This window comes from Pelagibacterium montanilacus, assembly GCF_003992665.1.
Taxonomy (GTDB): Bacteria; Pseudomonadota; Alphaproteobacteria; order Rhizobiales; family Devosiaceae; genus Pelagibacterium; species Pelagibacterium montanilacus.
Genome location: NZ_RZMX01000059.1, coordinates 104691 through 131132, shown reverse-complemented (window position 1 = coordinate 131132; position 26442 = coordinate 104691). Strand labels below are relative to the sequence as shown.

The window sequence follows — 26442 nt, the reverse complement described above, 5'->3', positions numbered from 1 at the left end:
ACATGGTGCACCCTGCCCTTCTCGTCGCGCCGATCGCAGCGCCCCTTCTCGCCGCGCTCCTGGCCATCGCCTTTCCGCGCGGCGCCGTGGCCGCTGCGCTCTCTGCTGTCGGGGTCGCGCTTGTCGCATCGCTGGTGCTGGTGGTGGAGGTCGCGCGCACGGGCACCGGGGCGGCGCTGGCTATCGGGGGCTGGCCGCCGCCGCTGGGCATAGCGCTCGAGGCCGACGGGCTATCGGCGATGTTCCTTCTGGCGGCCTCGACCATAGGGCTGGGCGTGCTCGTTGTCGCCCAGGGTCCGTTCGGGTGGACAGGGCGCGAGACGCGCAAAGGCTACAGCTTCTGGCCGCTGGCGCTCTGCCTTCTGGCCGCGCTCAACGCGATCTTCCTTTCGCGCGATTTCTTCAATTTCTATGTGGGGCTCGAACTGCTCAGCCTGAGCGCGGTCGCGCTGGTGGCGCTGGACGGCAAACGCGAGGCCATAGAGGCGGCGCTGCGCTATCTGATGTTCGCGCTGGTGGGCTCGCTGCTCTATCTGCTCGGGGCCGCGCTGCTTTATGCCCAGTACGGGACGCTCGATATCGGGCTGATCGCGGCAAGTGCGGAGACCAATGGCCCAACGCTGGTGGCGGCAGGGCTGATGACCGCGGGGCTGGCGGCCAAGACGGCGCTGTTTCCGCTGCACGCCTGGCTGCCCTCGGCCCATACGGGCGCGCCGGCGGTGGCCAGCGCCATGCTTTCGGCGCTGGTGCCCAAGGCCTCGTTCTTCATCCTCGTGCGGGTGTGGTTCGACGCCCTGCCCGGGCAGGCGGGACCGGGGCTGACGCTGGTGCTGGGCACCATGGGGGCGGTGGCGATCGTCTACGGGTCGATCCTGGCGCTGCTTCAGGAGCGGCTGAAACTGATCATCGCCTATTCCACGGTTGCCCAGCTTGGCTATCTCTTTCTCGTCTTCCCGCTGGCGGGGGGCGACAGCACGGCCCAGCCCTGGTTTGCGGGCGCCTGGACCGGCGGGATGGTGCATGCGGTGTCCCACGGGCTGGCCAAGGCGGCGATGTTCCTGTGCGCGGGCGCCATGATGGCGGCGGCGGGCGGGGACAAGCTCTCGGATGTTCGGGGCATCGTCGCCAAGATGCCGCTCGCGACCTTCGCGTTCGCGCTGGCGGCGGTGACGCTGATGGGCCTGCCCCCGAGTGGGGGCTTTCTGGCCAAATATCTGATGCTGACGGCCGCCTTCGCCTCGGGCGCGTGGGTATGGGGCGCGGTGGTGCTGGCTGGCGGATTGCTGGCGGCGCTCTATCTCTACCGGCCGCTGGCGAGCCTTTTCGCGCCCGCAGACCCGGACCGGACATTCACCTCCGTCCCGCTGCGGACCGAGCTGGTGCCGCTTGCGCTTGCGCTCGTTGCGGTGCTTTTGGGCGTGGCTTCGCAGTTCCCCTACGACATCCTGCAGGTGGGGCGGTCGGTGGCCGCAGAGGCGGGGTTGGAATGACCGGTGGCGTACTGCCTATCCTGATCGTGCTCGCGGCGCTGGTGCCGGCGCTGATCTCGTTCGCCCTGCCCGAGCGGCACGCGCGGCTGCGCAGCATCGTCAACCTTTCGGGCGCGGTGCTGAAACTCGGGCTGGTCGCCTATCTGTTGCTGGCGGTCGCGGACGGGGCGGCGCCCGAAGCGCGCCTGTCCCTGGCCCCGGGGCTGGACCTTTTGTTGCGGGTCGATGCGCTGGCGTTGCTGTTCGTGACGCTTTCGGGCGTGCTCTGGCTGATCACCACCATTTATGCCATCGCCTATCTGGGCGACAGCCCGAACCTTTCGCGGTTTTTCGGATTTTTCGGGCTGTGCGTGGCGGCGACGACGGGGATCGCGTTCTCGGGCACGCTGATCACCTTCTTTGTCTTTTACGAGATGCTGACCCTCTCGACCTGGCCGCTGGTGGTGCACAAGCAGAACGAGAAATCCTTTGCCGCAGGGCGGCGATACCTCGCCTATGCGCTGCCGGCGAGTGCCGTGCTGCTGATCGCGATCATCTGGCTGGAGAGCGCCACCGGGCCCGTGGAATTTGCGACCGGCACCGATCTTTCCGTGCTCGGAGAGACGAGCCTGCAGATGATCTTCTGGCTCTTTATCGCCGGGCTGGGGGTCAAAGCGGCGCTGTTCCCGCTCCATGGATGGCTGCCTGCGGCGATGGCCGCGCCGGCGCCGGTAAGCGCGCTGCTGCATGCGGTCGCCGTGGTCAAGGCGGGCGCCTTCGGGATCATCCGCATCATCTATGACGTCTTCGGGATCGCGACGGTCTCGGCGCTCGGCCTGGCGACGCCGCTGGCGATCCTGGCGTCATTCACGATTCTCTATGGTTCGGTGCGGGCGCTCGAGCAGAGCGAGATCAAGAAGCGGCTTGCCTTCTCGACGGTGAGCCAGGTGTCCTACATCATCCTCGGCGCCGCGCTGGCCGGGCCGATCGCCGCGATCGGCGGGCTGGCCCATCTGGTCCATCAGGGCCTTATGAAGATCGCCTTGTTCTTTTGCGCGGGGATTTATGCGGAGCGGGCGGGAATAGAGACCGTCGAGGCGCTGGACGGGATCGGGCCGCGCATGCCATGGACCTCGGTAGCGTTCACGCTCGGGGCCATGGGGATGATCGGCATTCCGCCCATGGCCGGGTTCGTGAGCAAATTCTATCTCGGGGTCGGGGCTGTCCAGACCGGGGCGAACTGGGTGGTGGTGGTGCTGGCGACCTCGTCGCTGCTCAATGCCGCCTATTTCCTGCCGCTGGTCTACCGGATCTGGTTTCTGCCCGCGCCCGAGGATCGGGCCGCCCCAGCAGACGGGTTCGAGCGCCCGCTGGGGCTTATCGTCCCGGCGGTGATCGCGGCGGGCGCGGCGCTGGCCGTCGGGCTGATGGCCGGCTCCCCGCTGAGCCCGCTGGGCTGGGCGACGCTGATCGTGGAACGGGATTATCTGCCATGACGCTGCCCGGGCTGACCCATGTTCTGCTCGAAGGGCCCTTTCTGCCGCTTGCCGCGCTGATCTGGCCGCTGGTTCTAGGCCTGTTGGCAGCCCTGCCCCGCTTGCGCGCGCACGTCATGATGGCTCTGCCGCTGGCCCCGATCCCGGCGCTGATCCTCGCGCTGAGCGGGGCGGTTTCGGGCCAGACGCGGGCTCCGGACCTGCTGCTGGGGGTTGCGCTCGGGCTGGACGCGGAAGGCGCGCTGCTGCTGGGCGCCATCGGCGCGCTCTGGCTTCTGGCCGGCATCCATGCACTCGGATACATGAAGCGGCCCGATCGACCGGCGGTGTTCGTGGGGTTCTGGTGCCTGACGCTGGCGGGGAATCTGGGCGTGGTGCTCGCGCAGGATGTGGTGACGTTCTACGTGGCCTTTGCCGCGGTCTCGCTGGCCGCCTATTTCCTCGTGGTCCATGAGGGGACAGACGAGGCGCTGGCGGCGGGCAAGGTCTATATCGTGCTCGCGGTGATCGGCGAGGCGCTGCTGCTGGCCGGGCTGATGGTGGGCGCTTCGTCCGCCGATTCGCTGCTGATCGCCGATGTGCGCGCGGTGTTGGGCGCCGATGGCTGGAACGGGTTGGCGCTCACGGCGATCGTCCTGGCAATGGGGATCAAGGCCGGGCTCGTGCCCCTCCATATCTGGCTGCCGCTCGCCCATCCGGCGGCGCCCACGCCCGCATCTGCCGTGCTGAGCGGTGCCATCGTCAAGGCGGGGATCATCGGGCTGTTGCGGTTCGTCCCCGGGGATGCGGAGGTGATGGGCTGGACGCTCGTCGTGCTGGGGCTTTTCGGCGCCTATGGCGGGGTGATCGTGGGGCTGGGCCAGAAGCGGATCAAGGCGGTGCTCGCCTATTCCACGGTCAGCCAGATGGGCGTGGTGATCGCGCTGTGCGGCGCCGGGGTGGTGACGGGGCAGACGGCGCTGGCCTATTCGGCTGCCGCGCTCTACTGCGCCCATCACGCGCTGGCCAAGGGTGCGCTGTTTCTTGCGGTCGGCGTAGCACATGGCTCGAGCGCGCGGCTCATCCCCTTCGTGGTCATCGCCACGGGCGTGGTCGCCGCCTCGGTGGCCGGGGCGCCGCTGGCCGGAGGGGCGATCGCCAAATCGGTGATCAAGCCGGCGTTCGAGGGGATTCCGCTGCTGCTGGTGACGCTCTCGGCGATCGGGACCACGGCGCTGCTGGCGCGCTTTATCGTGATGCTGGGCCGGTCGCACAGCGCCATGAGCAATGCCGAACCGGGGCTGGCGATGGCGGGGGCCTGGCTGGCGGCGTCGGTGGGAGCGCTGGTGCTGCCCTGGTTGGTGGGCGGCGCCTTTATGGCCAATGAGGCGTCCTATTACCTCGCGCCGGGGGCGTTGTGGTCGAGCCTCTGGCCGGTGGGCGTCGGGCTGGCCGGGTTCGCGCTGGTGCTGAAATTCGTGCGCTTGCGCATCTGGTTTGCGGAAGGCGATATCGCGCCCTGGGTGGTGGCCGGCGCGCGGCGGGGCGCCCATGTGATCGCCCACCGCCGAAGATTGGCGCCGCCGTCGCTTCCCGGCGTCTCGAGCGCGCCCCTGCGCAGGCTGGTGAGCCGGATCGAAGCCGGCCTCGCCCTGCCCGTCATGGCCGGTCTCGCCATGATGGCGATGATCGCGGCTATCGTGCTGTTCCGGTAGGACCGCCGCCCGCGGACGGGTTGGCGGAATAGGTCGAGCAGGCAAGATCGACGAAATGCTCGACCGGCGCGGGCAGGCGCACGCCCCTGCGCTTGGCCAGGAGCAGCTTGCGGCGGGCCCACTCTTCCTCGAGCGGGGCGTGGACCACGTCGGTGCCCGCCAGCAGGTGCACCGAGGAATTGCGCAGAAAGCCGATGCCGAACCCGGCTTCGACCATGCGCACCAGCGAGGGAATCGATTCCACATTGACCCGTTCGCCCAGCGTGCGGCCGGCCCGGTGGGCGGCGTCATGGAGCAGGCGGTCGAGCGCGCCCGAATGGTGAAAGCCCACCACCTCATGGCCGATCACGTCCTCGAACCGCATGGGCATGCGCCTGGCGATGGCCCCGGCGAGCGGGTGATCGGGCGAGGCGATGACCCAGACATGATCGTCTTCAAAGACGCTCACGTCATAGCGTGCGAAGTCGTAATTGTCCGCGACGATGGCGATGTCTGTCTGGGCGTCGTCGAGCGCCGAGAGCGCGGCGCGCGCCACCATCTCGCGCAGGTCGAGGCTGATATCGGGATGGTCGCGCACATAGCGGGCCAAGAGCTCGGGCAGCCGGCCGCTGAGCGCGGAACTCGACGCCGAGATGCGCAGCCGCCCGCCCTTGCCGGCGGCAAAGACCGCCATTTCCGTTTCAAGGTCCGCCACCTCGCGGAAGATGCGGCGGCAACGGTCCGCATAGACCGCGCCCGAAGGGGTGAGGCTGACGCCGGTGGGGGAGCGGTCGAACATGACCACCCCGAGGCGGGCCTCGAGATCGGAGAGGCGCCGGCTGATCGCCGAGGGTGCGATGTTCTCGCGCTCGGCGGCCTTGGCAATCGATCCGTCGCGCGCAAGGGCAAGCACGAGGCGCGCGGTTACCGGATCGAAATGCGACATGGATGGGCCCCGATTCTCAATTGGAGCCCCACTATAGGGTATCGACGGGGAAAGTTCAGTCCTTGGTGGCAGCACCGGCCCGCGCCCAGCGCGGGATCAGCACCGGAGCGACGATGAGCACCAGAACGACCCTGAAGACGTGGTGGACCGAGACGAAGGCCGGATCGATGCCCAGGGACAGGGCCACCAGGCTCATCTCGGGCAACCCGCCCGGCACGAGGGCCAGGAGCGCGGTGGCAAAGGGAATGTCGAGAATGTGTTCGAACCCCAGCGCGAACGCGATGGCCAGCGAGACGGTGATGACTGTCATCCCTCCCCCGATCGCCAGCCCGCTCACGATCTGGGCCATGCGCGCGCCCGCGAAATACCGTGCGATCGACGCACCGATCACGATCTGGGCGAGCACGATGACGAGCTGGGGCGGATGGGACGAGGTCCATTGGGCGAGATGCACGATGGCGCTGAGCACCAGCGGGCCGGTGAGGTTGGATGCGGGAAAACGCAGGAGCCGGGCCAGAGGCACGCCGACAATGGCGCAGCCGACGAGCAGGAGCGCATCGGGTAGCGGCATGGCCAGCGCCAGATCCAGACTCCGGTCCATGGTGACCCCGCCTGCCCGGAGCGCAACGGAGGTGACGATGGCGGGGACAACAAAGAGGACGATGACCAGCCGCATGCCATGGACGAGGCTGACGGTGCGGACATCGGCGCCCATGGTCGGCGCGATGATCAGCATTTCGCTCAGACCGCCGGGCGTGGCCGAGAAGGCCGCCGTCATCCGCTCCTGACGCCCGATGCGCCGGCAGAACCACACCCCGATCAGCGCGATGATCGTGACATAGATGGCAACACCGAGCAGCGAGCCGCCCCAGCTGCTGGCGCCGGCAACGAGCTCGGGGGTGAACGAGCTGCCGATCATCACCCCGATGACGGCGATCATCAGGGCGCGCAGATTGGGGGAGATGGCAGTCGGGATGCCCGCCATGGCGAGGGGAACGGTGAAGACCATGGCGCCCAGCAGCCAGCCGAGCGGCAGGCCCACGAGGTATCCCAGAAGTCCGCCCACCGAGCCGATGGCGATGGTGAACGCGTTGAGGGCCAGAGTTTTCAGGAAGCTGGGCAAGGGATCTCCGGGGCGTTGGCTTTTGGTGCTGACGACGGCCCCGGCGACTGGCGAGCAATCGCGGGCGCGGCCCGACCGTTCGATGTCGTGTCTTTGGGCAAGCGGAAATGGCACCACTTCCGTTTGCCAGCGTTCTGGCTAGCACCTGAACGCGGCGCTGCCCACTGCCGTTTGGCGAGCATGCCTTCTCGTCTTGCGCCCGCGCAGACCGGTCGGACAAGGCGAAGGCAATATCGCGGCCGAGATTAACCCATGTTGATTTACGGGCCCTCAAGGAGGCGGGCATACCGCTGCGGTCGCCTGAGGGAACTTCCCCCGGCTGGTTGCGCTTTCGTGGTGGCAGCGCAGACCCGATGAACCGATAATGCGCCAGACAAACCGCGACCCACTTCACACAAGAGCGAACAGTACGCAATCGTGTCAGAAATACTTCTGAGAAAACTGCAGAACTATCTCGGTTTCTCCGAGATCGAGCGCAAGGCGGTCCTCAGCCTGCCGAGCCAGACGATCACGCTGCCGGCCCGGCAGGGGCTCGAGGAAGATACCGGCGGGGATGGCGACGTTTATGTGATCGAGGACGGCTTTGCCTGCCGCTACCGGATGCTGAGCGACGGACGGCGGCAGATTCTCTGCTATCTGGTCCCCGGGGACGTCATCGATCTGCGCCGCTTCATCACGGGCGCGCCGCCGCCGCCGGCGGTGTCGATGTCTCAATTGCGCATGCGGGCCATTCCCAGCTCCGCGGTGCTTGGGATGATCGAGCGCATGCCGCGGCTGATGCGGGCGCTTTGGTGGTCGACCATCGTCGATGAATCCATCGTGCAGGAATGGCTGGTGAGCCTGGGCCAGCGCACGGCTCTCGAACGCATCTCGCACCTGTTTTGCGAATTGCTGGTGCGGCTCAAGGCGGTGGGGATGGCCGAGCAGGATTCCTTTCGCCTGCCGGTGACCCAGGCCGAGCTGGCCGACACGCTGGGGCTTTCCACCGTGCATGTGAACCGCACGCTGCAGGAATTGCGGCGCATGGACCAGATAACGCTCCAGAACGGCATCGTGACGGTGACCAGCTTTGAAAAGCTCCAGGCCCTGGCGCTGTTCTCTCCGGCCTACCTTCAGATGCGGGCCGCCACCCCGCCCCCTCTCCGGCCGGCTTCAGCCTGACCCGGCCGCCCGCGCGGCCAGCCACGACGGGCGGCCGCGGGGAACCGATCGGGGCGGGCTCCGTTGGTCCTGCGATTGACCGAGAAAGCACTTTCAACCCGCCCCCGGGAGACTTCATTGCCCAAGACCCAATTTCACGCACGACCGAAGGTGCGCCTATACCCCGTGGCGCCATGACCGACCAGGCCCCCGTCGAGCCCGTGCGGACGCACGAGATCAAGAAATCCTGGCACCTGGCGTTCGCGCTGGCGGTTCTGGCCGCGGTGATGCTGCTGGTCTGGCAGCTCTCGCTGGTGCTGCTTCTGGCGTTCACCGCCATGATTGTCGCCACCATCATCCGGGGGACGGCGCGGCTGTTCATGAAGGCGACGCCCATGCCCGAAAAGGGCGCGCTGGCCTGTGCGCTCATTGCCATTCTGCTCGTGGTCTCGGGCTTTCTGTTCCTGCTGGGAGGACAGGTCCAGACCCAGTTCATCGAGTTGACCGACAGGCTGCCCGACCTGATCAACGAGGCGGGCGAAGTGCTCAACATGACCGATGCGGGCGACAATTTCATGGAAATGCTGCCCGATCTGATCGAGCCGAGCGCGCTGGCCGGCGGCATCGGCATGTGGCTGGGCAACATGGCGGGCGTTGTCAGTGCGCTGGTGCTCGTGATCGTGGCGGGCATCTACCTCGCGCTTTCCCCGCGCACATACTGGAGCGGCACGCTGCTGCTGATCCCGCCGCGCTATCGCGAGACCGCCGAGGACACGATGAACGCCTCGGCCCGCGCCCTGCGGCTGTGGCTGCTAGGCCAGTTCGCGGCCATGGTAGCGGTGGGGGTGACGGTCACGATCGCCATGCTGGCGCTGGGCGTGCCTTCGGCGCTCGCCATCGGGGTGATCGCGGGGGTCCTCGAGTTCATCCCGTTTCTCGGCCCGATCCTGGCGGCTATCCCGGCCATTCTGGTGGCGCTGGCAGAGGGTGACAACCTCATATACTGGGTGTTGGGCACCTATATCGTCATCCAGCAGATCGAGGGAAACGTCCTGGTTCCGCTGATCCAGGACCGGGCAGTCAAGCTTCCGCCTGTGCTAGGGCTGTTCACCATCCTGATCTTCGGCATCCTGTTCGGGCCGATCGGGATCATTCTGGCAACGCCGTTGACAATCGTGACCATGGTGTTCGTCAAGAAGCTCTACGTGGAGGATCACTGCATGGAACCCGAGAGCGCGGAGACCGACCTTTCGCTGGACGGCGGCAAGAAAAGCTGACGCGGCTGCCCCGGGGGCCAGGATTGGTCAGGAGCGCCGGGGCAAGGGCTGCCTGAGGTCGAAATAGCCCTTCCAGACCTCGGGCTCCCGCGCCCGGGCGACGGCGGCCTCGAGGTTGAAGCCATTGGCGGATTTGAGGGTCTCGACCTCGTCCCAGGTGACAGGCACGGCAACAGGGGCGCCCTCACGGGCCCGGGTCGAGAACGGGGAGATGGCCGTCGAGCCGCGTTCGTTGCGCAGATAGTCGATGAACATGCGCCCCTTACGGCGGGCCTTGGACATGGTGGCAGTAAACCGGTCGGGTTCGGCCGTGGCCATGTCCTTTGCAAAATCTGCGGCAAAGGTCTTGACCGCGCCCCAATCGGCGCGGCGCGGGTTGAGCGGGGCGACGACATGGATGCCCTTGCCGCCGGTGACCATGGGGAAGGTTTCGAGCCCCATCTCCGAGAGGGCAGAACGGAAGTCGAGCGCGGCCGAGCGCACATCGGCAAAGCCGAGCCCCTCGTCGGGATCGATGTCAAAGACGATGCGGTCAGGCTTTTCAACGAGGTCGCGCCGGGCGCCCCAGATGTGGAATTCGAGCACCCCCATCTGCACCGCCGCGACGATGCCCTCGATGCCGGTGAGATAGAGATAATCCCCGGTCTTGCCCGATTTCTCCTCGATGGGCAGGGATTTGATGCCGCCGCCAAAACCGCCCGCGTCGTGCTTTTGGAAAAAGCACTGCCTGGCGCGACCCGCCGGACAGCGCACGAGGCTCAAGGGCCGGTCGGCCAGATGGGGCAGCATGGCCTCGGCCACGGCGTCGTAATAAGCGACGAGCCGGGCCTTAGTGATTCCCTGGGAGGGAAAGAGGACACGGCCAGGGTTGGTGAGACGCAGCTTGAGCCGCTCGGCGACGGCAATGCCGGCCTCGTCGCTCAGATCGGCCTCGGCGGTTGCGGCGTCCGGTGGCGGCTTTTTCGCGTTTTTCCGGTTGGCGGCGGCGGGCTCTTCAAGGCCAATGCCGCTTGCGGGCTTGTCCTCGCGCATGCCGAGAAAGGACGGGTGGCGCAGATGGCCGTCCGGGGTGCGTTCGGCGTAGGCGATTTCCGCGACCAGTTCGGGGGTGACCCAATGGGCCTCGCGCGCGATGGTGCGCGGCACGCCTTCGAGCGGCGGGGTCTTGCGCGCCAGACCATCGAGCCGGGACTGCATGAGTTCGCGGGTATCGTCGGAAAAGCCGGTGCCCACGCGCCCGCGATAGACCAGCCTGCCCTCCTCCTCGGTGGCCAGAAGCAGCGAGGCGAAGGCGTTGCGACGTTTCTCGGAGGGGGAAAAGCCGACGATGATGAATTCCTGGCGCAGGGTGCACTTGATCTTGAGCCAGGATTTGGAGCGGCCCGAGCGGTAGCGCGCGTCGGCGCGCTTGGCGATGACGCCCTCATGGCCTGCCTTGCAGATGGCTTCGAACACCTCCTCGCCCCGGCCCTCGATATCGGGCGAATATTGCAGCGCATCATGGCGGGCGCGGCGGCCGATGAGCGTTTCGAGCCGCTGCTTGCGCTCGCGCTGGGTCTGGCTGGCCAGGGCTTTGCCCTCGTGCTCGAGAAGATCGAAGGCGAAAAAGACCAGCGGGCCGCCATCGGACAGCGCGGTCTTGAGGGCTGAAAAGCTGGTCTTGCCGTCCTCATCGAAGGCGCAGATTTCCCCGTCGATCAGCGTGCCGGATGCACCGAGCTGTTGGAGCGGGGCGACGAGATGGCCGAATTTGTCGGTCCAGTCGTGGCCGTTGCGGGTGTAGAGTCGCACTGTGTCGCCGTCGAGCGCGGCAAGGCAGCGGTAGCCGTCATATTTCATCTCGAACAGCCAGTCCGCGCCTGTGGGGACCGTGTCCACGAGGGTGGCGAGCTGGGGTTCGCGCCAGTCGGGCATGCGGGCCGTGCGGGGCTTGGCGGGCGACTTCGCCGTCTTGGCCGGGGCCTCCTTCTTTGCGGGGGCACCCCTGGCGATGGCGGCCATGGTGCGTCCGGTGGAGATCGAGGTCTGGCCGCGGGGCTCGGAGGCCCCATCCCGCGCCTTGTCGTCACGCTCCTTGATGAGCAGCCAGTTCTCGCGCTTCTCGCCCTTTTTGGGCTTCATGCGCACCAGCGTCCAGCCGCCCTTCATGCGCTCACCGGCGAGCTCGAACTTGAGCTTGCCGTCCTTTATGCCCTTTAGCGGATCGCCGACCGGGGTCCAGGTGCCGAAATCCCAGAGCATGACGGTGCCTCCGCCATACTGGTCCTTGGGTATGGTGCCCTCGAAGGTCGCGTAATCGAGCGGGTGGTCTTCGGTGCGCACGGCGAGGCGCTTGTCGGCAGGGTCGAGGCTCGGGCCCCGGGTGACCGCCCAGCTCTTGAGGACGCCATCGAGCTCGAGCCGGAAGTCGAAATGCAGCCGGGTGGCGTCGTGCTTCTGGACGACAAAGACATTGCCACCACTCCCCTGCCCCGGCTCTCCGGCGGGCTCGGCGGTGCGGGAGAAATCGCGCCGAGTCCTGTATTCGGCCAGAAGATCGGTGGCGCGCGACATGGCCTAGCTGGCCTTCTTGCGGGTCTTGGACGCGGCGGCGGGCTTGCGTTTGGCTCCGGATTTGCCGGATTTCTCAAGGCTGGATTTGAGCGCTTCCATCAGGTCCACCACATTGCCCTTGGATTCCCCAGAGGCGGGCTTTTCGGTCCTTTTGGCGACTTTCTTGCCGCGGCTCTTGAGCTTGGTGTCGATCAGCTCGCGCAGGGCGGTGCGGTAATGGTCTTTGAACCGGCTCACATCGAAGGGCGCGGTCTTGCGCTCGATCAGCTCGGTGGCGACCGAGAGCAGTTCCTTTTCGGCCTTCTGCTTGCCGATGCCGGAAAAGAAGGGGTCCGATTTGCGAATTTCGTCCTCGTAATGTAGCGTTTCGAGCATCAGCCCGGTGCCGCTGGGCTTTATCGCCGCGAGATATTCGCGCCCGCGCAGGGCGATCTGGCCAAGGCCCACCTTTTCGGACTGGCGCAGCGCGTCGCGCACGACCCGGAAGGCGTCCTCTGCGAGCTCGTCCTGAGGCACCACGTAATAGGATTTGTCGAAATAGATCGGGTCGATCTCGCATCCGCCTACGAACTGGACCAGTTCGAGGGTCTTGCGGGTCTCGAGCTTGACCGCGTCGATCTCATCGTCGGTCAAGAGGACATAATCGCCCTTCTCGTATTCGAAGCCCTTCATGATGTCGTCCGTGTCGACCGGGCCGATACCGGGCACCACCTTCTCGTAGTGGATGGGCTCACCGGATGGCTCGTGGATCTGGCGGAACGACAAGCGTGCGCCGGTGCGCGAGGCCGAGTACAATTCCACGGGGATCGAAACGAGAGAGAGCCTTATCTGGCCCTTCCAGATCGGGCGGGCGGATGGCATGGCTGAACCCCTCTTTTTCGCAACGCGGGGAAGAAACCGCGAAGGGCTTGAGTGGTTCCCCAAGGGCCAGTGATGTGCGGACGAACGCCGGCAGAGCCGGGGCAGAACGGAGGCTCCAGATGAGTTGGGAAAGGGCAGGATGAGCGCTGCATTCTGGGGCGCCTGCCTTCTGGCGCTGATCCATCTGGCGGCGGGGCGGGTCAATATCGCCGAAGCCGGGCGCGCATCCTGGCGCAGCTTTGCGGGCGGGGTCGCGACGGCCTATGTGTTCATCCACATCCTGCCGGTCATCACGCGGTTCGCGACGCTAGCGGGGGAAGACGCGGATCGCTGGCAGCGGGGGGAATGGGTATTTGCCACGGCGCTGGCGGGCACCTGCATCTACTATGCGATAGAAAAGGCGATACCAATGCACGGGCCCGCGCCCAAGCGAGGGGACGGCCCCACGGCATGGGCGCGGCCTTGGGCAAACTTCGGCGTCCACATCCTCGCGTTCGGGTTCTACAATTTCCTGATCGGTTACCTTTTGTCCGACCACCCGGCGCGCAACATGGTCGACGCGGCGGCCGTCTATGGTGCGCTAGGGCTGCACATGCTGGTGGTGGACAAGGATCTGCGCCTTCGCCACGAGAAACCCTACGACAGGATCGGGCGATGGGTGATGGCGGCGGCGGTCGTTGCAGGCGCTGCGGCCGGCCAAGTGCGGCTGGTGCCCGAGACCGCGATGATCGCGGGCTTCGCGCTTCTGGCGGGCGGCATGATGCTCAACGTGCTCAAAGAGGAACTCCCCGCGCGCGGCAAAGGCCGGCTTATCCCGTTTCTTGCGGGAGCCGGCCTGTTCGGGACGCTATTCATCATCGCGTGAGGAGGATGGCCCTTCTCTGCTAGTCCACGGTGTGGAGCGTGCCGCCATTGCTACGTGCTGGCGCCCACGCCCAGCCTAGCCCGGCGAGCGTGCCGGTTACGACCATCTTGAGACCGTCGAGCTGGTAGACCCCTAGACGGTCGGGCTGGACGTCATAGACCTGATCGTCGAGAAAGACGCAACGCGGGTCCGGGCTCCCGGCACCTAGACGCTCGCGCTCGGCCTGGGCAGCCACGAGCCGCGCGTCGGCATCTGAACCGGCGCGAACCAGTACGACACCGTAATTGGTCCGACCCTGCCAGAGCCAACTAGTGGGGGCAATGCGCGGAATTAGACGGTAAAGGCGTCGGGTCATAGCGTATCCTCCGTTTGGCCCAACTCAACGCAGAAGCTGCAGTTCGGTTTCACCTCCAAGGCGCATTCCCCTGATAAGTCCGGCCTCCATGTCGCCTCGCAATCACATGTTATCCCCAGATTATCGACGCGCCACGCGCCCGACGGGCAACGCACTGCCCCGCCCAAGCCAATATTGGCTGCTCCAATTTACCTATGTTAGTGTGCGTACAAGTGAACACATGTAGGGTCGGTCTGCCTGTAACGTCGGGGGCCAGGTTCCGGCGGCACTGGCGGCGTGTTCGAAGCCGAGGGCGGGCCATAGAGGCGTCGAAGCGAGAGGGCGAAGGGTGACCTCAAACAAGAGCACTACGGTCGACGGCGAGCCGTCGGGCACACGAGGCCGCGTGAGCAAACGCCATTTGAACACAGCAACGCTGGCCGCAGCATTCGCCGCGCTGCTTAGCGTGTGCATCTTTGTGATTCTGGCCGTCGTGGTTTCCCAGGCCTATCGCGACCAGATCGCGCGCGCCGAGGAAACCGCGAAGTCGACCGCACAGGTGGTGGCGGTTCATTCACGATGGGTGATCGAGGCAAGCGTTCAGTCTCTCGAGCGAATCTATGACCGACTCGAAGCGGGGGATTTCGATACCCCGACCGATACGCTCAATGATATTTCCGCCGCCTTCGATCATCTGCCCGGCGATGTGGGGATAGCGGTGTACGGCCCTGGCGGGAACCTGCGACTTAGCAACATCCCCGAGGCCGAGCAGGCCAACGTCTCGGAGTCCGCGTTCTTTGTGGCGCTCGCACAAGGCCAGACGCTCCATATCTCTCCCTTCCTGACCATGAGCGCAGGCGGCGCACACGCGTTCGTGGTGGCACGCAGGCTCGAGCAGGACGGCGCCTTCTCCGGCATTGCGACAGTCACGATCAGCAACGCCATGTTATCGGATTTCGCCCAATCTCTTGCGCTGGACAATGGCTCGACGATGTCGCTGGTGCGCGACGACGGCTGGCTGGTCGCACGTCATCCAGCGCCCGACACTGCCACCAGCCTCGCCAACTACGAGTTGTTCACGACCCATCTGGTCGAAAACCCCGAAGAGGGTACATACGTGGCGCAGGCTTCCCCGATCGACGGGGTTGCCCGCACGGTCGCATACCGCGCCGTGCCTGGACTTCCGCTGATCGCGGTGTCGGCCATATCGACCGATGCCATAGTGGATCGCTTCTGGCGTAATGCCACCCTCGTGCTGTGGCTGATCGGCCCCATCGGGATCATGCTGCTGATCGTTGCCTTCCTGCTCTGGCGCGCTGCGCGGCGCGATCAGCGCACCCAGGAGCGCCTGAGCCATGCGCTGGACAGGAACCAGTTGCTGTTTCGGGAGATCCACCATCGGGTGAAGAACAATTTGCAGGCGATTTCTTCACTGGTGCAGATGCAGCCCATTCCGGCCGAGGCCAAGCAGGAGATGGCGCGACGGGTCGCAGCGATGGTAGCGGTTCATGAACACATCTACCGCCACGACCAGTTCGAGCGCACCGAAGTTTCAGAATACATCGACAAGCTCGTCCGTGATATCGCAGCCTCATTTCATGCCGAGATCGCCTTGGATATCGGCGTCGAGCCCGTGGTGGTGCACCGCGACAATGCGATGCCCCTGGGACTGATCGTCAATGAGGTGCTCTCTAACGCCTTCAAGTACGCGTTCAGGGACAGGGAACCAGGAACGATTCATGTGAGTCTCGAGCGCATTGATGCGGACCAGGCGCAACTGACAATTTCGGATGACGGCGTAGGCTTTGACCCCGATGCGCCCAGCACGGGAATCGGTCAGAGGCTGATCCGGGGGCTCGCCCAGCAGATCGGGGGGACTACCACATTCTCGAGTGCAGACGGCACACGGTTCGACCTCGTGTTTCCTCTAGAGCCGCCCGCCCAAGAAGATGAGGGCTGAGCGGAGGACGCCGGTCCCGGGATTGTCAATTGACGTCGCCCAACACGATCCAGGCGCTGTCGGGGCCCGGTCTACCGCACGAGGAGAGTGTGGGGCACGCATGCAGCGGATGGTGGTATAAGTCCTGGCCTTTGCAGCAGAGGGCCTTTAATTGGCTCGGAACCGGGCTGGGCGAAAACTGCGCTATATTGAGCTAGCGCTTGTCAAACTGGGCCTGCCTGCTGAACCACTTAAATTTCCGCTGCGGGCTGGCCCCACTGCCCGCCCCTGGCGCGTCAATCCTCGGACAAATACTCGCGCAGGTCCTCGACCGTGCCGGCATCGACCGCCGGGGCGGAGTTGGTCCATGCGTTGCGGATATAGGTCGCGACGTCCGCAATCTGTCCATCATCGAGCTTCCAATCATAGGCCGGCATGGCCAAGGGACCGGGATGGGCGTCGGTGGCGACTGCCTGGGTGCCTTCGAGGATCACCCGGATAACGGTGGTGGGATCCTCGGAATTGACCTTGTTGGAGCCATCGAGCGGCGCGAACAGGCCCGGCGCCCCCGTGCCGTCTACTGCATGGCAGGCGGCGCAGCTGTCGAAGAAGATGGCCTCGCCGGCTTCCATCACCGCACTATCCTGGGACGGCTGAATCTCGCGGGGATCGTCGTCGAGAGTTTTGAGATAGTCGGCAATCGCCTCGAGATCGGAATTGGCAAGCTTCTGGGTCGAGAGCACCACAACCTCGCCCATGCGCTGCAAGGCCGCAGTGTGATCGTTCCGCCCTGTGCGCAGGAACTGGACGATTTCGGCCTGTGACCAGTCATCGAGCCCGCCATTCTCGCCGCCGCGAATGTTGGGGGCGAGCCAGTTTTCGAGCACGCCACCGCGCAGATACTCCTCGTCCACATCGGCGCCCGCGAAGTTCTTGCCCGTGTGACACGCGCCGCAATGGGCCGGGCCATCGACGAGATAGCGGCCTCGGTTCCATTCGTCCGACATCTCGGGGTCGGAGACGAACTCCCGCTCCTCGAAAAAGAGCGTGTTCCAGCCCAGGATTGCCTGGCGCAAGTTGAAGGGGAATGGCAGCTCGTTTTCGGGCTTCTCCTTGTGCACCGGTTCGAGCGTGCTCAGATAGTCATAGATCGCGTCGGTATCCTGTCGCGGCATCAGCGTGAAATAAGGATAAGGGAAAGCCGGGTAGAGGTGGTTGCCCTCCCTGTCTATGCCCTCGTTCATCGCGCGGTAGAAATCGTCGCGCGTCCAGCGGCCCAGCCCTGTCTCATCGTCGAAGGTGAGGTTGGGCGAGTAGATGACGCCGAACGGCGTTTCAAGGCCTCGCCCTCCAGCGTAGGGCTCTGCGCCATTTTCGAAATCGGTGTGACAGCCGATGCAGTCGCTGGCAGTGGCCAGATAGCGCCCGCGCTCAACCTGGCTGAAGGACAACTCTTCACTTCCAGCAGCCGACCCGGTCCAGAAGGCGGCTGCTGCGAGGGGAAGGGCGGAGAAAAGGGAGAATCTGGTCATGCCTGCACCATCGGTCCGGGGTCGCGCAGATACTGGTTCACGATCGCGTCCGCCGACCAATAGGCAAGCGCCGCCACCGTACCGGTCGGGTTGTAGCCGGCGTTCTGGGGAAACGCCCCTGCCCCCATGACGAACAGATTGTGCAAATCCCAGCTTTGGAGATAGCGGTTGACCACGCTGTCGGCCGGGGACTGGCCCATGATGGTGCCGCCGGTGTTGTGGGTGGTCTGGTAGGGCATGGAATCATAGGATCCCGTGCGCTCGTTGATCTTGATCTCCCGGCCGCCCATGCCGCGGGCGATATCGGCGGCAATGGGCGTGATGAAATCGGTCATGCGCCGGTCATTGGCCGTGAAATCATATGTCATACGCATCAGCGGCCGGCCCCAGGCGTCGGTATATGTGGGGTCGAGGTCGAGATAGTTGAGTCGGTGGGCCATCGAGGCCCCATGGACGCCGACCGAGGTGGTCTTGAGAAAGCTCTCCCGCATTGCCTTTTTCCAGGCGCTGCCCCATTCCGGAGTGCCCTCGGGAACGGGCCGGGATTCGATGGGACGGGCATTGGTGGTGCTGCACGATATGTAGCCGCCGCCGATGAAACCGAGGCCCGAATGGTCGAAATTGTCACCATTGTAGTCGTCCGCGACCATCGAGAGCGCACCTGCGCCGACAAATCCGTTGGTGAAGGCGTCATCGTAAAATACCTGCACCGAGCTCATGACCTGGTAGCAGTAGTTCTTGCCCACAACGCCCTGCCCGGTGACCGGATCGTACTGCTCGCCAATATCGGAGAGCATCATGAGACGCGTGTTCTGGAGCTGGTAGGCGCACAGAATGACCATGTCGGCGGGCTGCTCGAAGACATCTCCCTGCGCATCAACATAAGTTACACCCGTGGCGCGCGTGCCGTCAGGGTGTTTGTCGACATGGAGCACCTCGCAATTGGTGCGCAGGGTGAAGTTGGACTTGCGCATCAATACGGGAATGATGGTGGTCTGGGGGCTCGACTTGGAATAATTGCCGCACCCGTATTTCTCGCAAAAGCCGCAATAGGTGCAGGGCGCCAGAGAGAGCCCCAGCGGGTTTGTGTAGGCCCGGCTCATGTTGGCGGCCGGCGCGGGGAAGGGATGGAGCCCCATCGCCCGCGCGCTTTCCTCGAACCGATCCTGGGCGAAAGTCATCTCGAGCGGAGGATTGGGATATTCGTCGCTGCGCCAGCCTTCGAAGGGGTTGCCCCCCTCCTGGATAGTGCCGCCCAGATTGCCGGCGCGCCCGGAGATGCCGCAGATCTTCTCGAAGGTATCGAAATGGGGCTCCAGCTCGTCATAGGTGACCCCGTAATCCTGCACCGTCATGTCTTGGGGCAAGGGGCCATAGCGTTGCTCGTTGTGAGTGCGAGCCTCGAAATCGGAGGGCAGGAACCGGTAGGTAATGCCATTCCAGTGGACCCCTGAGCCTCCGACACCCTCGCCGGGCAGGAACGAGCCCCACCGGCGCATGGGCAGGGCGCGCTGGGCAGGATTGTTGCGGAAGGTGAGTGTTTCGCGCGCGGTCTCCTGGAACATCTCGTGGCGCCAGTAGTAACGCAATTCGTCCTGGGCGATGGTCGGGGGGAAATGGGTGGGCGTGTCGCGCCAGCCTCCCCGTTCGATCGCAACGACGTTGAGCCCGGCCTCAGTGAGCTGCTGGGCCATGATCGCCCCGGTCCACCCGAACCCCACAAGGACCGCGTCGACTGCCGGTTTTTTCTGCACCATGATGTTCCCCGCCCCTTGCTGGCAATGATTGCTATTGCGCCGCCGACCATTCCGGCCGCCCCATGAGGGCGACAGGCGGAAGGTCTATCCGGGCGCCGTCGTGGTGAACAAAATCGCGATAGTCGTAGCGCGCACCGGGAAAGCCCACATAGGACCAGCCCACCATGTCCCGGTTGCCGCCATAGATCGGATCGCAGAAGAAGCCCTCTATGGCGTTCTCCTTGACGAGACTGAAAAAGGTCTCGGCGGACACGCCATCGAAGGTGACGTCGCCGCTCTCGATACCGGTGAGGATTTCGTCCTGCGCGTCCTCTTCGAGCGCGGCAAAGCTGCCACCCCTGTTGGTCTCGCACCATGCATCGAGCGCGGCGATGGCCTCGCGGTAAAGCTGGGCGGGGGTGAACTGGCTCTGATAGCCCTGTGTGGGCAGGCCCTCGGGCCAGGGGCCGGACATGTACCAGCGCTGGCCGCGCCCGAAAAAGCCGGCCATTTGCCGGTCTATGAACTCGACGACGCCGGCTTCCCGGGCGCCGGGGCCATCCTCGTCCGAAGGGATCAGCCGGGCGGTGATCGCATCCACGCAGGCGCGTTCTGCCGAAGTAAAGAAGGTGCCGGGTTCGGTGCCGTAATAGGGTGTGTGTGTTTGTCCTGCCTCCCACGGCATGCCCTCGCCGCCGCGATATTGCCGGCCGAGGGCGGCTGCAGGGAACCCCGCCACGACCGTTCCGGCCATAAGAATCTGCCGTATGAAGGCGCGCCGCGATATCCGTACCATTCTACCCCCCGCCCCGATTGTGTCTTGAGGCACAATGGGCGCAGGGTGGGAATGGTTCCGAACGCGTTTCAGTCGTCCGACCGGGTCCTTCTGGCCTTGGTGCCGAAGGGCAGAAAGCGCTCGATCACCCGGACGCCGGAGATCAGCACCACCCCGAGGATCAGGGTGGCCACAAAGAGCACGTACTGGCCCGCTCCGGCGATGATGCCCAACGCCGCGGCGAGCCAGATGTTGGCTGCGGAGGTGAGGTTGTGAACGTCGCCCTTGGCAAAAAAAATGGTGCCCGCCGCGATGAACCCGATTGCCTGGGCCAGCCCCTGGACCACGCGCAATGGATCGACCGCTATACCGCCCGGCCCGGCCTGGAGGGTTTCATAGAGCAGCATGGCCGAAACCACGATGGCGGCAGAACTCAGCCCCACCATTCCGTGGGTCCGAATGCCCGCGGATATTCCGCGCACTTCACGGTCGAGCCCAAGAAGCATGCCCCCGCCGGTTGCGATCAACAGCCTGATGACGATCTCGGTATCGGTCATGTGGCGCGCTCCCCAAGGTAATGATCGCTTGCAACGCGGGGCAATGCGGCCCGGTTCCAAGCGCGGCGCAAGCGGACGCGGGCGCGAACCGATCGGGCACAGCCGCGTTGTGGCTCAAAGCGTTTCCTCTCCTGGGAAGCGCTGATCTGGAACCGGGAAAGGAAACCCAGGCGATGAAGGCACAATCGAAAGCCCAGCAGAAGGCCGCCGGCGCGGCGCTGTCGGCCAAGCGCGGCGACACCAAGGTCAAGGACCTGCAGGGCGCCTCCAAGCAGATGTACGAGTCCATGAGCGAGAAGGAGCTCGACGAAATGGCTTCGACCGACCGCAAGGGCAAGCCCGAGCACAAGGATTGAGCGGCGATTGACGGTTTCCCCCGGCGGCGGGTTGGGCTAGTTTGTGGCCAACCGAAAAAGGGGATTATCCATGAGCTTGACGGGTTTGGTTGGCAGGGCTGTTGCGGCGATCGGAGCGGGCGCGATCCTTTTGCGCCGCTGGGACGGCAAGACGCCTGAACAGGCCCGCGGCTCGGCGCCAAAGATTCCCGATGCCAAGGAACAGTCCGTCCCCACGCTCAAGATGCCGACCGCCAAGGGCTGGGAAGGCGACCACACGCCGGTGGCGGCCAGCGGCTTGAAGGTGAACGCCTTTGCGCGCGGGCTCGACCATCCGCGCCAGATTTACACCCTGCCCAATGGCGACGTGCTGGTGGCCGAATCGTGCGGGCTCAAGGGCGACATCAAATCGCCCTTCGACTTCGCCCAGTACGCGACGATGAAGCGGGCCCGCGCGGTCGGCGAGAGCGCCAACCGCATCACGCTCCTGCGCGACGCCGATGGCGACGGGGTGGCCGAAATCCGCGAGGATTTCCTGACCGGGCTGAGCCAGCCCTACGGCATGGCGCTGGTGGGCTCGACGCTCTATGTGGGCAACACCGACGGCGTCGTCGCCTTCCCCTATGAGGAAGGGCAGACCAAGATCACCGCCAAGGGAAGGCAGATTTCCCATTACGAGACGGGCGGGCACTGGACGCGCAACCTGATCGTGAGCGCGGACCAGACCAAGCTTTACGTGGCCGTGGGCTCGCTGGGCAATATCGACGAGAACGGCATGGCCAAGGAAGAGGGCCGCGCCGCGATCCACGAGATCGACCTGGCGACCGAGACCACGCGCATCTTTGCCGGCGGGCTGCGCAATCCGGTGGGCATGGCGTGGGGCCCGGATCGGGAGACGCTGTGGACCGTGGTCAACGAGCGCGACGGGCTGGGCGACGAGACCCCGCCCGACTACCTCACCTCGGTCCAGGATGGCGGGTTCTACGGCTGGCCGTTCTGCTACTGGGACCGGATCGTGGACGATCGTGTGAAGCAGGACAGCGCGCTGGTCGCGCGCGCCATCACCCCCGATTTCGCACTGGGCGGGCACACTGCATCGCTGGGGCTGTGCTGGGTGCCCGAGGGCGTTCTGCCCGGGATGGGCACGGGCATGGCGATCGGCCAGCACGGCTCGTGGAACCGCTCGGTGCTCTCGGGCTACAAGCTCGCCTTCGTGCCGTTTGCCGACGGCAAGCCCGCCGGACCGCTGCAGGACGTACTGACCGGGTTCCTGTCCCCGGACGAAAAGCACGCCTATGGCCGCCCGGTCGGTGTGGCGGTGGCGCCGGACAACGCGCTGCTGATGGCCGACGATGTGGGCGACGTCATCTGGCGGGTGAGCCCTGCCTGAGGCCTCGCGCACGGAAAAGGTGGGGCGCGGCCCCATGATCGCGCTCTACCGGCTGGGATTTCTGGCCCTTCTCGTTCTGCTCTGGATGGTCGGCGCGCAGGCGGTGGGGCGCAATCTGATCCCCACCCCCGGCGACACGCTGGCTGCCGCGCTCGAAATGATCGGGGATGGCCGGCTGGCCGAAGCGCTGGCCGAAAGCCTTGCGGTCTATCTCTCGGGCTTTGCCATCGCGGCAGTGGTCGGCATTGCCTCGGGCGTCGCCATGGGGATGATCGCGCCCCTGGGCCGGACGCTGGACATCTATGCCTTTGCGCTGGCGGCGACCCCGCGCGTGGCGTTCATTCCGCTGATCATCGTGCTCCTGGGCCTGGGGCTCGAGGCCAAGGTGTTCATCGTGTTTCTGGGCGCGGTGATGCCGGTGCTCATCACCACCTATTCGGGCGTAAAGGCCGCCGATGCCGAGTTGATCGAGATGGGGCGCTCAGTGGGCGCGCCAGGCCGGCGCATCCTTCTCGAGATCGTGCTGCCGGGGGCCGTCCCCTTCATCGTCGCCGGATTACGGCTGGGCGCGACGGTGGGGCTGATCAACACGGTGGTGGCCGAGCTCTATACCGCCGTCTCCGGGCTGGGCGGGCTGCTGGCGCTTTATGGCAACACCTTCCGCATGGCAGAATATTTCGTGATCGTGCTGTGCCTTGCAGCGATCGGGGTTGTGGTGACAGAAGGGCTGCGACTGATCGAAAGCCGGCTGGACCGCTGGCGTCCGCACCCATGAGGAGAGCCGCGATGGCCATGACGACCCTTCCCCTCCCCGAGCGCTGTAGACGGCTGGCGCTCGTGGGCCTGACATTGGGGCTGGCGCTGATGCCGGGGGCCGCGGCGGCAGAGCCGTTCCGGCTGATCGTGACCCATCTCGAGCCGCCGCTGGTGCCCAATTCGGTGATGGATCTGGCGCTCGAGCTTGGCTATTTCGAGCGCGAGGGCGTCGAGGTGGAGCTGGTGCGCGTGCAGCAGACGCCTTCGGCGCTGGCGGCGTTGCAGGCGGGCCAGGGCGAGATGGCCAATATCGGGGTGGACGCGCTGCTGCTGCGTCATGCCCAGGGGGACGACAGCCTCGTCGCCGTCGGATCGCCCAACACCTCCCTGCCCTTTCTCATTGCCGCGCGCGACGACTTCGGATCGGTGGCCAAACTGGCCGGCGCCAGCTTCGGGGTGGGCCGGCTGGGGAGCCTCGACCATTCGCTGAGCACGCGCGTGCTCTCGTCGCTGGGCGCCGACCCCGATGCCATGGAGATCGTTGCGCTGGGCCAGCCCGCGGTGCGCGCGCAGGCGCTGGCCGCCGGCCGGATCGACGCGACGACCGTCTCGATCGGGGTGTGGCTGTCTCTGCCCGACAAGACGGGGATGGAGGTTTTGGTGGACCCCGACGCCTATTTCGCCGCCGCGCCCGTGGTCAACAAGGTCAATGTGGTGCCCCGGACGGTGCTGGAGGACCGACGCGATGAGGTGGAAGCGGTGACTGCCGCGCTGGTTGCCGTTTCCCGCGATTTCGCGGCCGATCCGGACCTCTGGATCGAGGCGATGGCACCCTATGGCGGAGAGCTGGGGCCAGAGGATTTCGGGACGCTGGCCGATGCCTTTGCGGGCGCGTGGATGGTCAATGGCGGGCTCGATGCCCAGGCGCTGGCCTTCACCGGGGACTGGCTGGCCGGGACCGAGGATTTCGCGGATGCCGAGATGCCGACGCTGGACCAATGGGTGGATTTTTCCGCCGTCGATGCAGTGCTCGACCGGTTGGGTACCGCGCCGGGTGGAGACGAGCCGAACCGATGAGCGCCACCGGGCGCGCGGCGCTCGTCCTTTCTCACGTGAGCAAGTCCTTTGCGAGTCCGGCAGGGCGCGCGCCGACACTGGCGCTGCGCGATGTGAGCCTGTCGGTGCCCCAAGGCGGGTTCACGACGCTGCTCGGCCCCTCGGGGTGCGGGAAGACCACGCTGCTGCGACTGGCCGACGGGCTGTTGACGCCCGATGCCGGGTCCGTCGAGGTGTTCGGCGCCCCGCCCCGGCCGGGCCCGGACATAGGGTTCGTGTTCCAGTCCTATCGCCTGCTGCCCTGGGCTTCTGCGCTGGGCAATGTGGAGTTTGCGCTGCGCAGCACCGGGCTGGCTGCCCCCGAGCGCCGCGCACGGGCCCGCGACTGGCTCGACCGGGTGGGCATGGGCGGGTTTGGCGATGCCCATCCCGGCGCGCTTTCGGGGGGCATGCGCCAGCGCGTGGCGCTGGCCCGGGCGCTGGCCTGCGAACCCAAGTTGTTGCTGATGGACGAGCCGTTCGCCAGTCTCGACGCCCACTCGCGCGAGCTGATGCAGGGCGAGTTGACGGCGCTCTGGCAGCGCACGGGGGCGGCGGTGCTGTTTGTGACCCACAGCGTGGACGAGGCGATCACGCTCTCCGACACCGTCGTGCTGATGAGCCCCCGGCCCGGGCGGGTATCGGAAACGCTCGAGATCGACCTGCCGCGCCCGCGTCGGGGCGCGGCGTTTTTCGGCAGTGCGGACTATGGTCGCATGCGCACGCATCTGGCCGAGGCCATGCGCGAGATGGTGATGTCCGACCCCGGATCGGAATTTTACGGTCGGGACCGGTAGACGGAAACCGACAAAGAGACCGCCGACTTGAGCTCAACCCCGGATCGGGACGACCCGGATCAGTAGATGCGCGCCGTCAACCGCGCCATGACGGCAAAATCGGACTGATCGGCGATGGCATCAATCAGGGGGATGCCCGCAGCCACCTCAAGGCTGGCGCGATCCTCGAATGCATAGGTGAACCCGAGCCCGGTGGAGAACAGCGTGGTGCGTTCGGGGAAGGTGGAGAATACTTCACCCAGATCGGCAAAGACGAATGTGCCGAGGCCACGTACGTGCTCATTCATGTCCCAGTGGAGTTCGGCCTGTACCAAATATCCGCTGTCCCCTCCAACGCCCTCGGCGGGATAACCGCGCACCGTAGTGGGGCCCCCCACCTGGAAGAGAAGATTGCCCGGCAGCAGTTGCTCCTCGGTGTATTGCCAGGAGCCGCGGGCCTGGACGCTGATCTCGTCGGTAAGGTCGACATAGCCCGAGAGACTGCCGGCAAACAGCGTGGCCTGGCGCGAGCTTTCAGCAATCCGGTCCTCGATGTCCGCGAAAACGATCTGGGGCTGGACGGTGAACGCCTTGCTTTCGTCCGAATAGGTGATCGGAAAGCCGAGCGCGATGCGGTCCGTGCGGGTATCCACGATGCCTACGAGGCCGAGCGCGGATTCCGAATAGCCCCGCGATACCGATGCGGTGGCCGAAAGTGACCAGTGGGTGTCAGCGATCAGTGTCTGGGACAGGGTGCCGGTAAAGGCGCTCGAGGCTCCGGTGACGTCGAGTTCCTCTGTGGGCCCGTCGATGACGCGGGTGCCCGAAAGCGTGGTGCCGAGCGCGAGCCGGGTGCCGAAGGTGCTGACCGGAAGATCGTAATTGACCGTGCCCGCGATGCTGCCCTGGGACGCGCTGGCAAAGACCAGAAGGTTGTCGTCGATCCCGAACATACCATAATGGCGCCAACTGATGCCGCCTACGACGTGCCCGGTGGACTCCACGCCCTGATTGTCCAGAAAGGCGACGAGCTGATTGCGCGGGGGCTCGGAGACACCGATGGCCAGATCGGTCAGTCCGAACGTCGCACCGGGCTGGAGCAGCATGCGCAACTGGGCGATGCTGGTGCGGTTGAAATAATTGATGTCCTCGGAGGCAGTCGGGATATCGACCACCCCGTCCTCATTGGCAACCCGGATGCGCTGCAGGATGTAATCGTTGGAGGTCCGGCGTTCGCCCACGACGGCGAGACTGCCCAGCCGCCCCTCCACGAGTTGAACCCGCAAAATGCCCGAGTCGAGATTCTGGGGCGGGAGAATGGCGCTGGCGGTGACAATGCCGCGCTCGGCGTAGATATCGTTGACGTCGCGCACGAGGTTGGCGATGCCCGAAAAATCGATCGGTCGGCCGACATAGGGCTGTGCGAGCGCGGCAAGTTCAGCCTCGGACAGGAAGGCCGAATCCGGTTCGAACCGAACACCCACCAAGGTTACCGTCGCCCCGCCCGGGGGGGGGAGATCGGCGCGGGGCACAGGATCGGTGATGACGGCCTCGCCCTGCTGCTCGACATTGCCCTGCTGGCCCAGTTCCTGCGCCCGCTCCTGGGCCTGCTGCGCCGCCCGGGTCGCAGCGTCGGGTTGCTGAGGCTGCGCCTGGGCCGGACCGGACGCAGCGAACCCGAAAAGCATGACAAACAGCCCGGCAACCGCCAGATGCCAGAGGCGTGCACCCATGCCCCGAAGCCCGGACTTGACCTTCCGCGTTTCCCATGCCCCGTTCAGCGTCACAGCGTCCCCCTTGTATGCGTCCTGCAT

Annotated in this window: 22 protein-coding genes; 12 read left to right on the top strand and 10 right to left on the bottom strand. The window is 65.7% G+C overall.

Annotation, left to right across the window (positions count from 1 at the left end; genetic code table 11):
* Positions 1-2: 2 nt before the first annotated feature.
* Genes EO136_RS16615 through EO136_RS16605 form a run of 3 tightly spaced genes read left to right on the top strand, consistent with a single transcriptional unit; the run spans position 3 to position 4659 of the window.
* A complete protein-coding gene (locus EO136_RS16615) occupies positions 3-1490 on the top strand; it encodes a complex I subunit 5 family protein (protein ID WP_127145507.1) in 1488 nt (495 codons plus the stop codon).
* Entirely contained in the window at positions 1487-2965 is a 1479-nt protein-coding gene (locus EO136_RS16610; RefSeq protein WP_127145506.1) for a complex I subunit 5 family protein, read from the top strand. Before EO136_RS16615 ends, EO136_RS16610 begins: the two co-directional genes overlap by 4 nt.
* Positions 2962-4659, top strand: a complete 1698-nt coding sequence (locus tag EO136_RS16605) for a complex I subunit 5 family protein (protein ID WP_127145505.1) — start codon at positions 2962-2964, stop codon at positions 4657-4659. Before EO136_RS16610 ends, EO136_RS16605 begins: the two co-directional genes overlap by 4 nt.
* On the opposite strand, the gene EO136_RS16600 is transcribed toward EO136_RS16605, so the two are convergent.
* Entirely contained in the window at positions 4640-5584 is a 945-nt protein-coding gene (locus tag EO136_RS16600) for a LysR family transcriptional regulator (RefSeq protein ID WP_127145504.1), read from the bottom strand. The genes EO136_RS16605 and EO136_RS16600 overlap by 20 nt on opposite strands.
* Before the next feature lie 55 nt (positions 5585-5639).
* Positions 5640-6707, bottom strand: coding sequence for an AbrB family transcriptional regulator (locus EO136_RS16595; RefSeq protein ID WP_164730656.1), 1068 nt, complete (start codon positions 6705-6707; stop codon positions 5640-5642).
* A 417-nt stretch (positions 6708-7124) separates the two neighbouring features.
* On the opposite strand from EO136_RS16595, the gene EO136_RS16590 reads away from it, so the two are divergent.
* Positions 7125-7868, top strand: a complete 744-nt coding sequence (locus EO136_RS16590; protein ID WP_127145502.1) for a Crp/Fnr family transcriptional regulator — start codon at positions 7125-7127, stop codon at positions 7866-7868.
* 173 nt (positions 7869-8041) lie between these two features.
* Positions 8042-9124: an AI-2E family transporter gene (locus EO136_RS16585; protein ID WP_127145501.1), complete on the top strand. Its 1083-nt coding sequence runs from the start codon at positions 8042-8044 to the stop codon at positions 9122-9124.
* Positions 9125-9151: 27 nt separating this feature from the next.
* Here EO136_RS16585 and ligD read toward each other — a convergent pair whose 3' ends face one another.
* On the bottom strand, positions 9152-11677 hold the full coding sequence (gene ligD, locus EO136_RS16580; RefSeq protein WP_127145500.1) for a DNA ligase D: 2526 nt from the start codon (positions 11675-11677) through the stop codon (positions 9152-9154).
* Between the two features lie 3 nt (positions 11678-11680).
* Positions 11681-12538, bottom strand: coding sequence for a non-homologous end joining protein Ku (ku, locus tag EO136_RS16575; RefSeq protein WP_127145499.1), 858 nt, complete (start codon positions 12536-12538; stop codon positions 11681-11683).
* A gap of 139 nt (positions 12539-12677) precedes the next feature.
* Here ku and EO136_RS16570 point away from each other — a divergent pair, with 139 nt between their 5' ends.
* Complete coding sequence (locus tag EO136_RS16570) at positions 12678-13403, top strand: hypothetical protein (protein WP_127145498.1); 726 nt, start codon at positions 12678-12680, stop codon at positions 13401-13403.
* 19 nt (positions 13404-13422) lie between these two features.
* Here the strand turns inward: EO136_RS16570 and EO136_RS16565 are convergent, their stop codons facing one another.
* The gene (locus EO136_RS16565; RefSeq protein WP_127145497.1) at positions 13423-13758 is read right to left on the bottom strand and encodes a hypothetical protein; all 336 of its coding nucleotides are present in this window, start codon (positions 13756-13758) and stop codon (positions 13423-13425) included.
* Positions 13759-14143: 385 nt separating this feature from the next.
* Here EO136_RS16565 and EO136_RS16560 point away from each other — a divergent pair, with 385 nt between their 5' ends.
* Positions 14144-15697, top strand: coding sequence for a sensor histidine kinase (locus EO136_RS16560; protein ID WP_127145496.1), 1554 nt, complete (start codon positions 14144-14146; stop codon positions 15695-15697).
* 275 nt (positions 15698-15972) lie between these two features.
* On the opposite strand, the gene EO136_RS16555 is transcribed toward EO136_RS16560, so the two are convergent.
* The 4 genes from EO136_RS16555 to EO136_RS16540 form a co-directional block, all read right to left on the bottom strand.
* The gene (locus tag EO136_RS16555) at positions 15973-17208 is read right to left on the bottom strand and encodes a c-type cytochrome (protein WP_127145495.1); all 1236 of its coding nucleotides are present in this window, start codon (positions 17206-17208) and stop codon (positions 15973-15975) included.
* The gene (locus EO136_RS16550; protein WP_127145494.1) at positions 17205-18965 is read right to left on the bottom strand and encodes a GMC family oxidoreductase; all 1761 of its coding nucleotides are present in this window, start codon (positions 18963-18965) and stop codon (positions 17205-17207) included. The genes EO136_RS16555 and EO136_RS16550 overlap by 4 nt, the downstream gene beginning before the upstream one ends.
* Before the next feature lie 31 nt (positions 18966-18996).
* Complete coding sequence (locus tag EO136_RS16545; protein WP_127145493.1) at positions 18997-19740, bottom strand: gluconate 2-dehydrogenase subunit 3 family protein; 744 nt, start codon at positions 19738-19740, stop codon at positions 18997-18999.
* A gap of 68 nt (positions 19741-19808) precedes the next feature.
* Entirely contained in the window at positions 19809-20276 is a 468-nt protein-coding gene (locus tag EO136_RS16540; RefSeq protein WP_127145492.1) for an MgtC/SapB family protein, read from the bottom strand.
* A 173-nt stretch (positions 20277-20449) separates the two neighbouring features.
* Between EO136_RS16540 and EO136_RS16535 the strand changes: the two genes are divergently transcribed.
* From EO136_RS16535 to EO136_RS16515, 5 genes are all read left to right on the top strand, one after another.
* Positions 20450-20632: a DUF3008 family protein gene (locus tag EO136_RS16535; protein ID WP_127145491.1), complete on the top strand. Its 183-nt coding sequence runs from the start codon at positions 20450-20452 to the stop codon at positions 20630-20632.
* Positions 20633-20702: 70 nt separating this feature from the next.
* Positions 20703-22001 (top strand): PQQ-dependent sugar dehydrogenase, encoded by a 1299-nt coding sequence (locus EO136_RS16530; RefSeq protein WP_127145490.1) that lies wholly within the window; start codon positions 20703-20705, stop codon positions 21999-22001.
* A gap of 34 nt (positions 22002-22035) precedes the next feature.
* Entirely contained in the window at positions 22036-22776 is a 741-nt protein-coding gene (locus EO136_RS16525; protein ID WP_127145489.1) for an ABC transporter permease, read from the top strand.
* Positions 22777-22787: 11 nt separating this feature from the next.
* On the top strand, positions 22788-23834 hold the full coding sequence (locus tag EO136_RS16520; RefSeq protein WP_246018428.1) for an ABC transporter substrate-binding protein: 1047 nt from the start codon (positions 22788-22790) through the stop codon (positions 23832-23834).
* Positions 23831-24649 (top strand): ABC transporter ATP-binding protein, encoded by an 819-nt coding sequence (locus tag EO136_RS16515; RefSeq protein WP_127145488.1) that lies wholly within the window; start codon positions 23831-23833, stop codon positions 24647-24649. Before EO136_RS16520 ends, EO136_RS16515 begins: the two co-directional genes overlap by 4 nt.
* Before the next feature lie 59 nt (positions 24650-24708).
* Here the strand turns inward: EO136_RS16515 and EO136_RS16510 are convergent, their stop codons facing one another.
* A complete protein-coding gene (locus EO136_RS16510; RefSeq protein ID WP_127145487.1) occupies positions 24709-26442 on the bottom strand; it encodes a ShlB/FhaC/HecB family hemolysin secretion/activation protein in 1734 nt (577 codons plus the stop codon).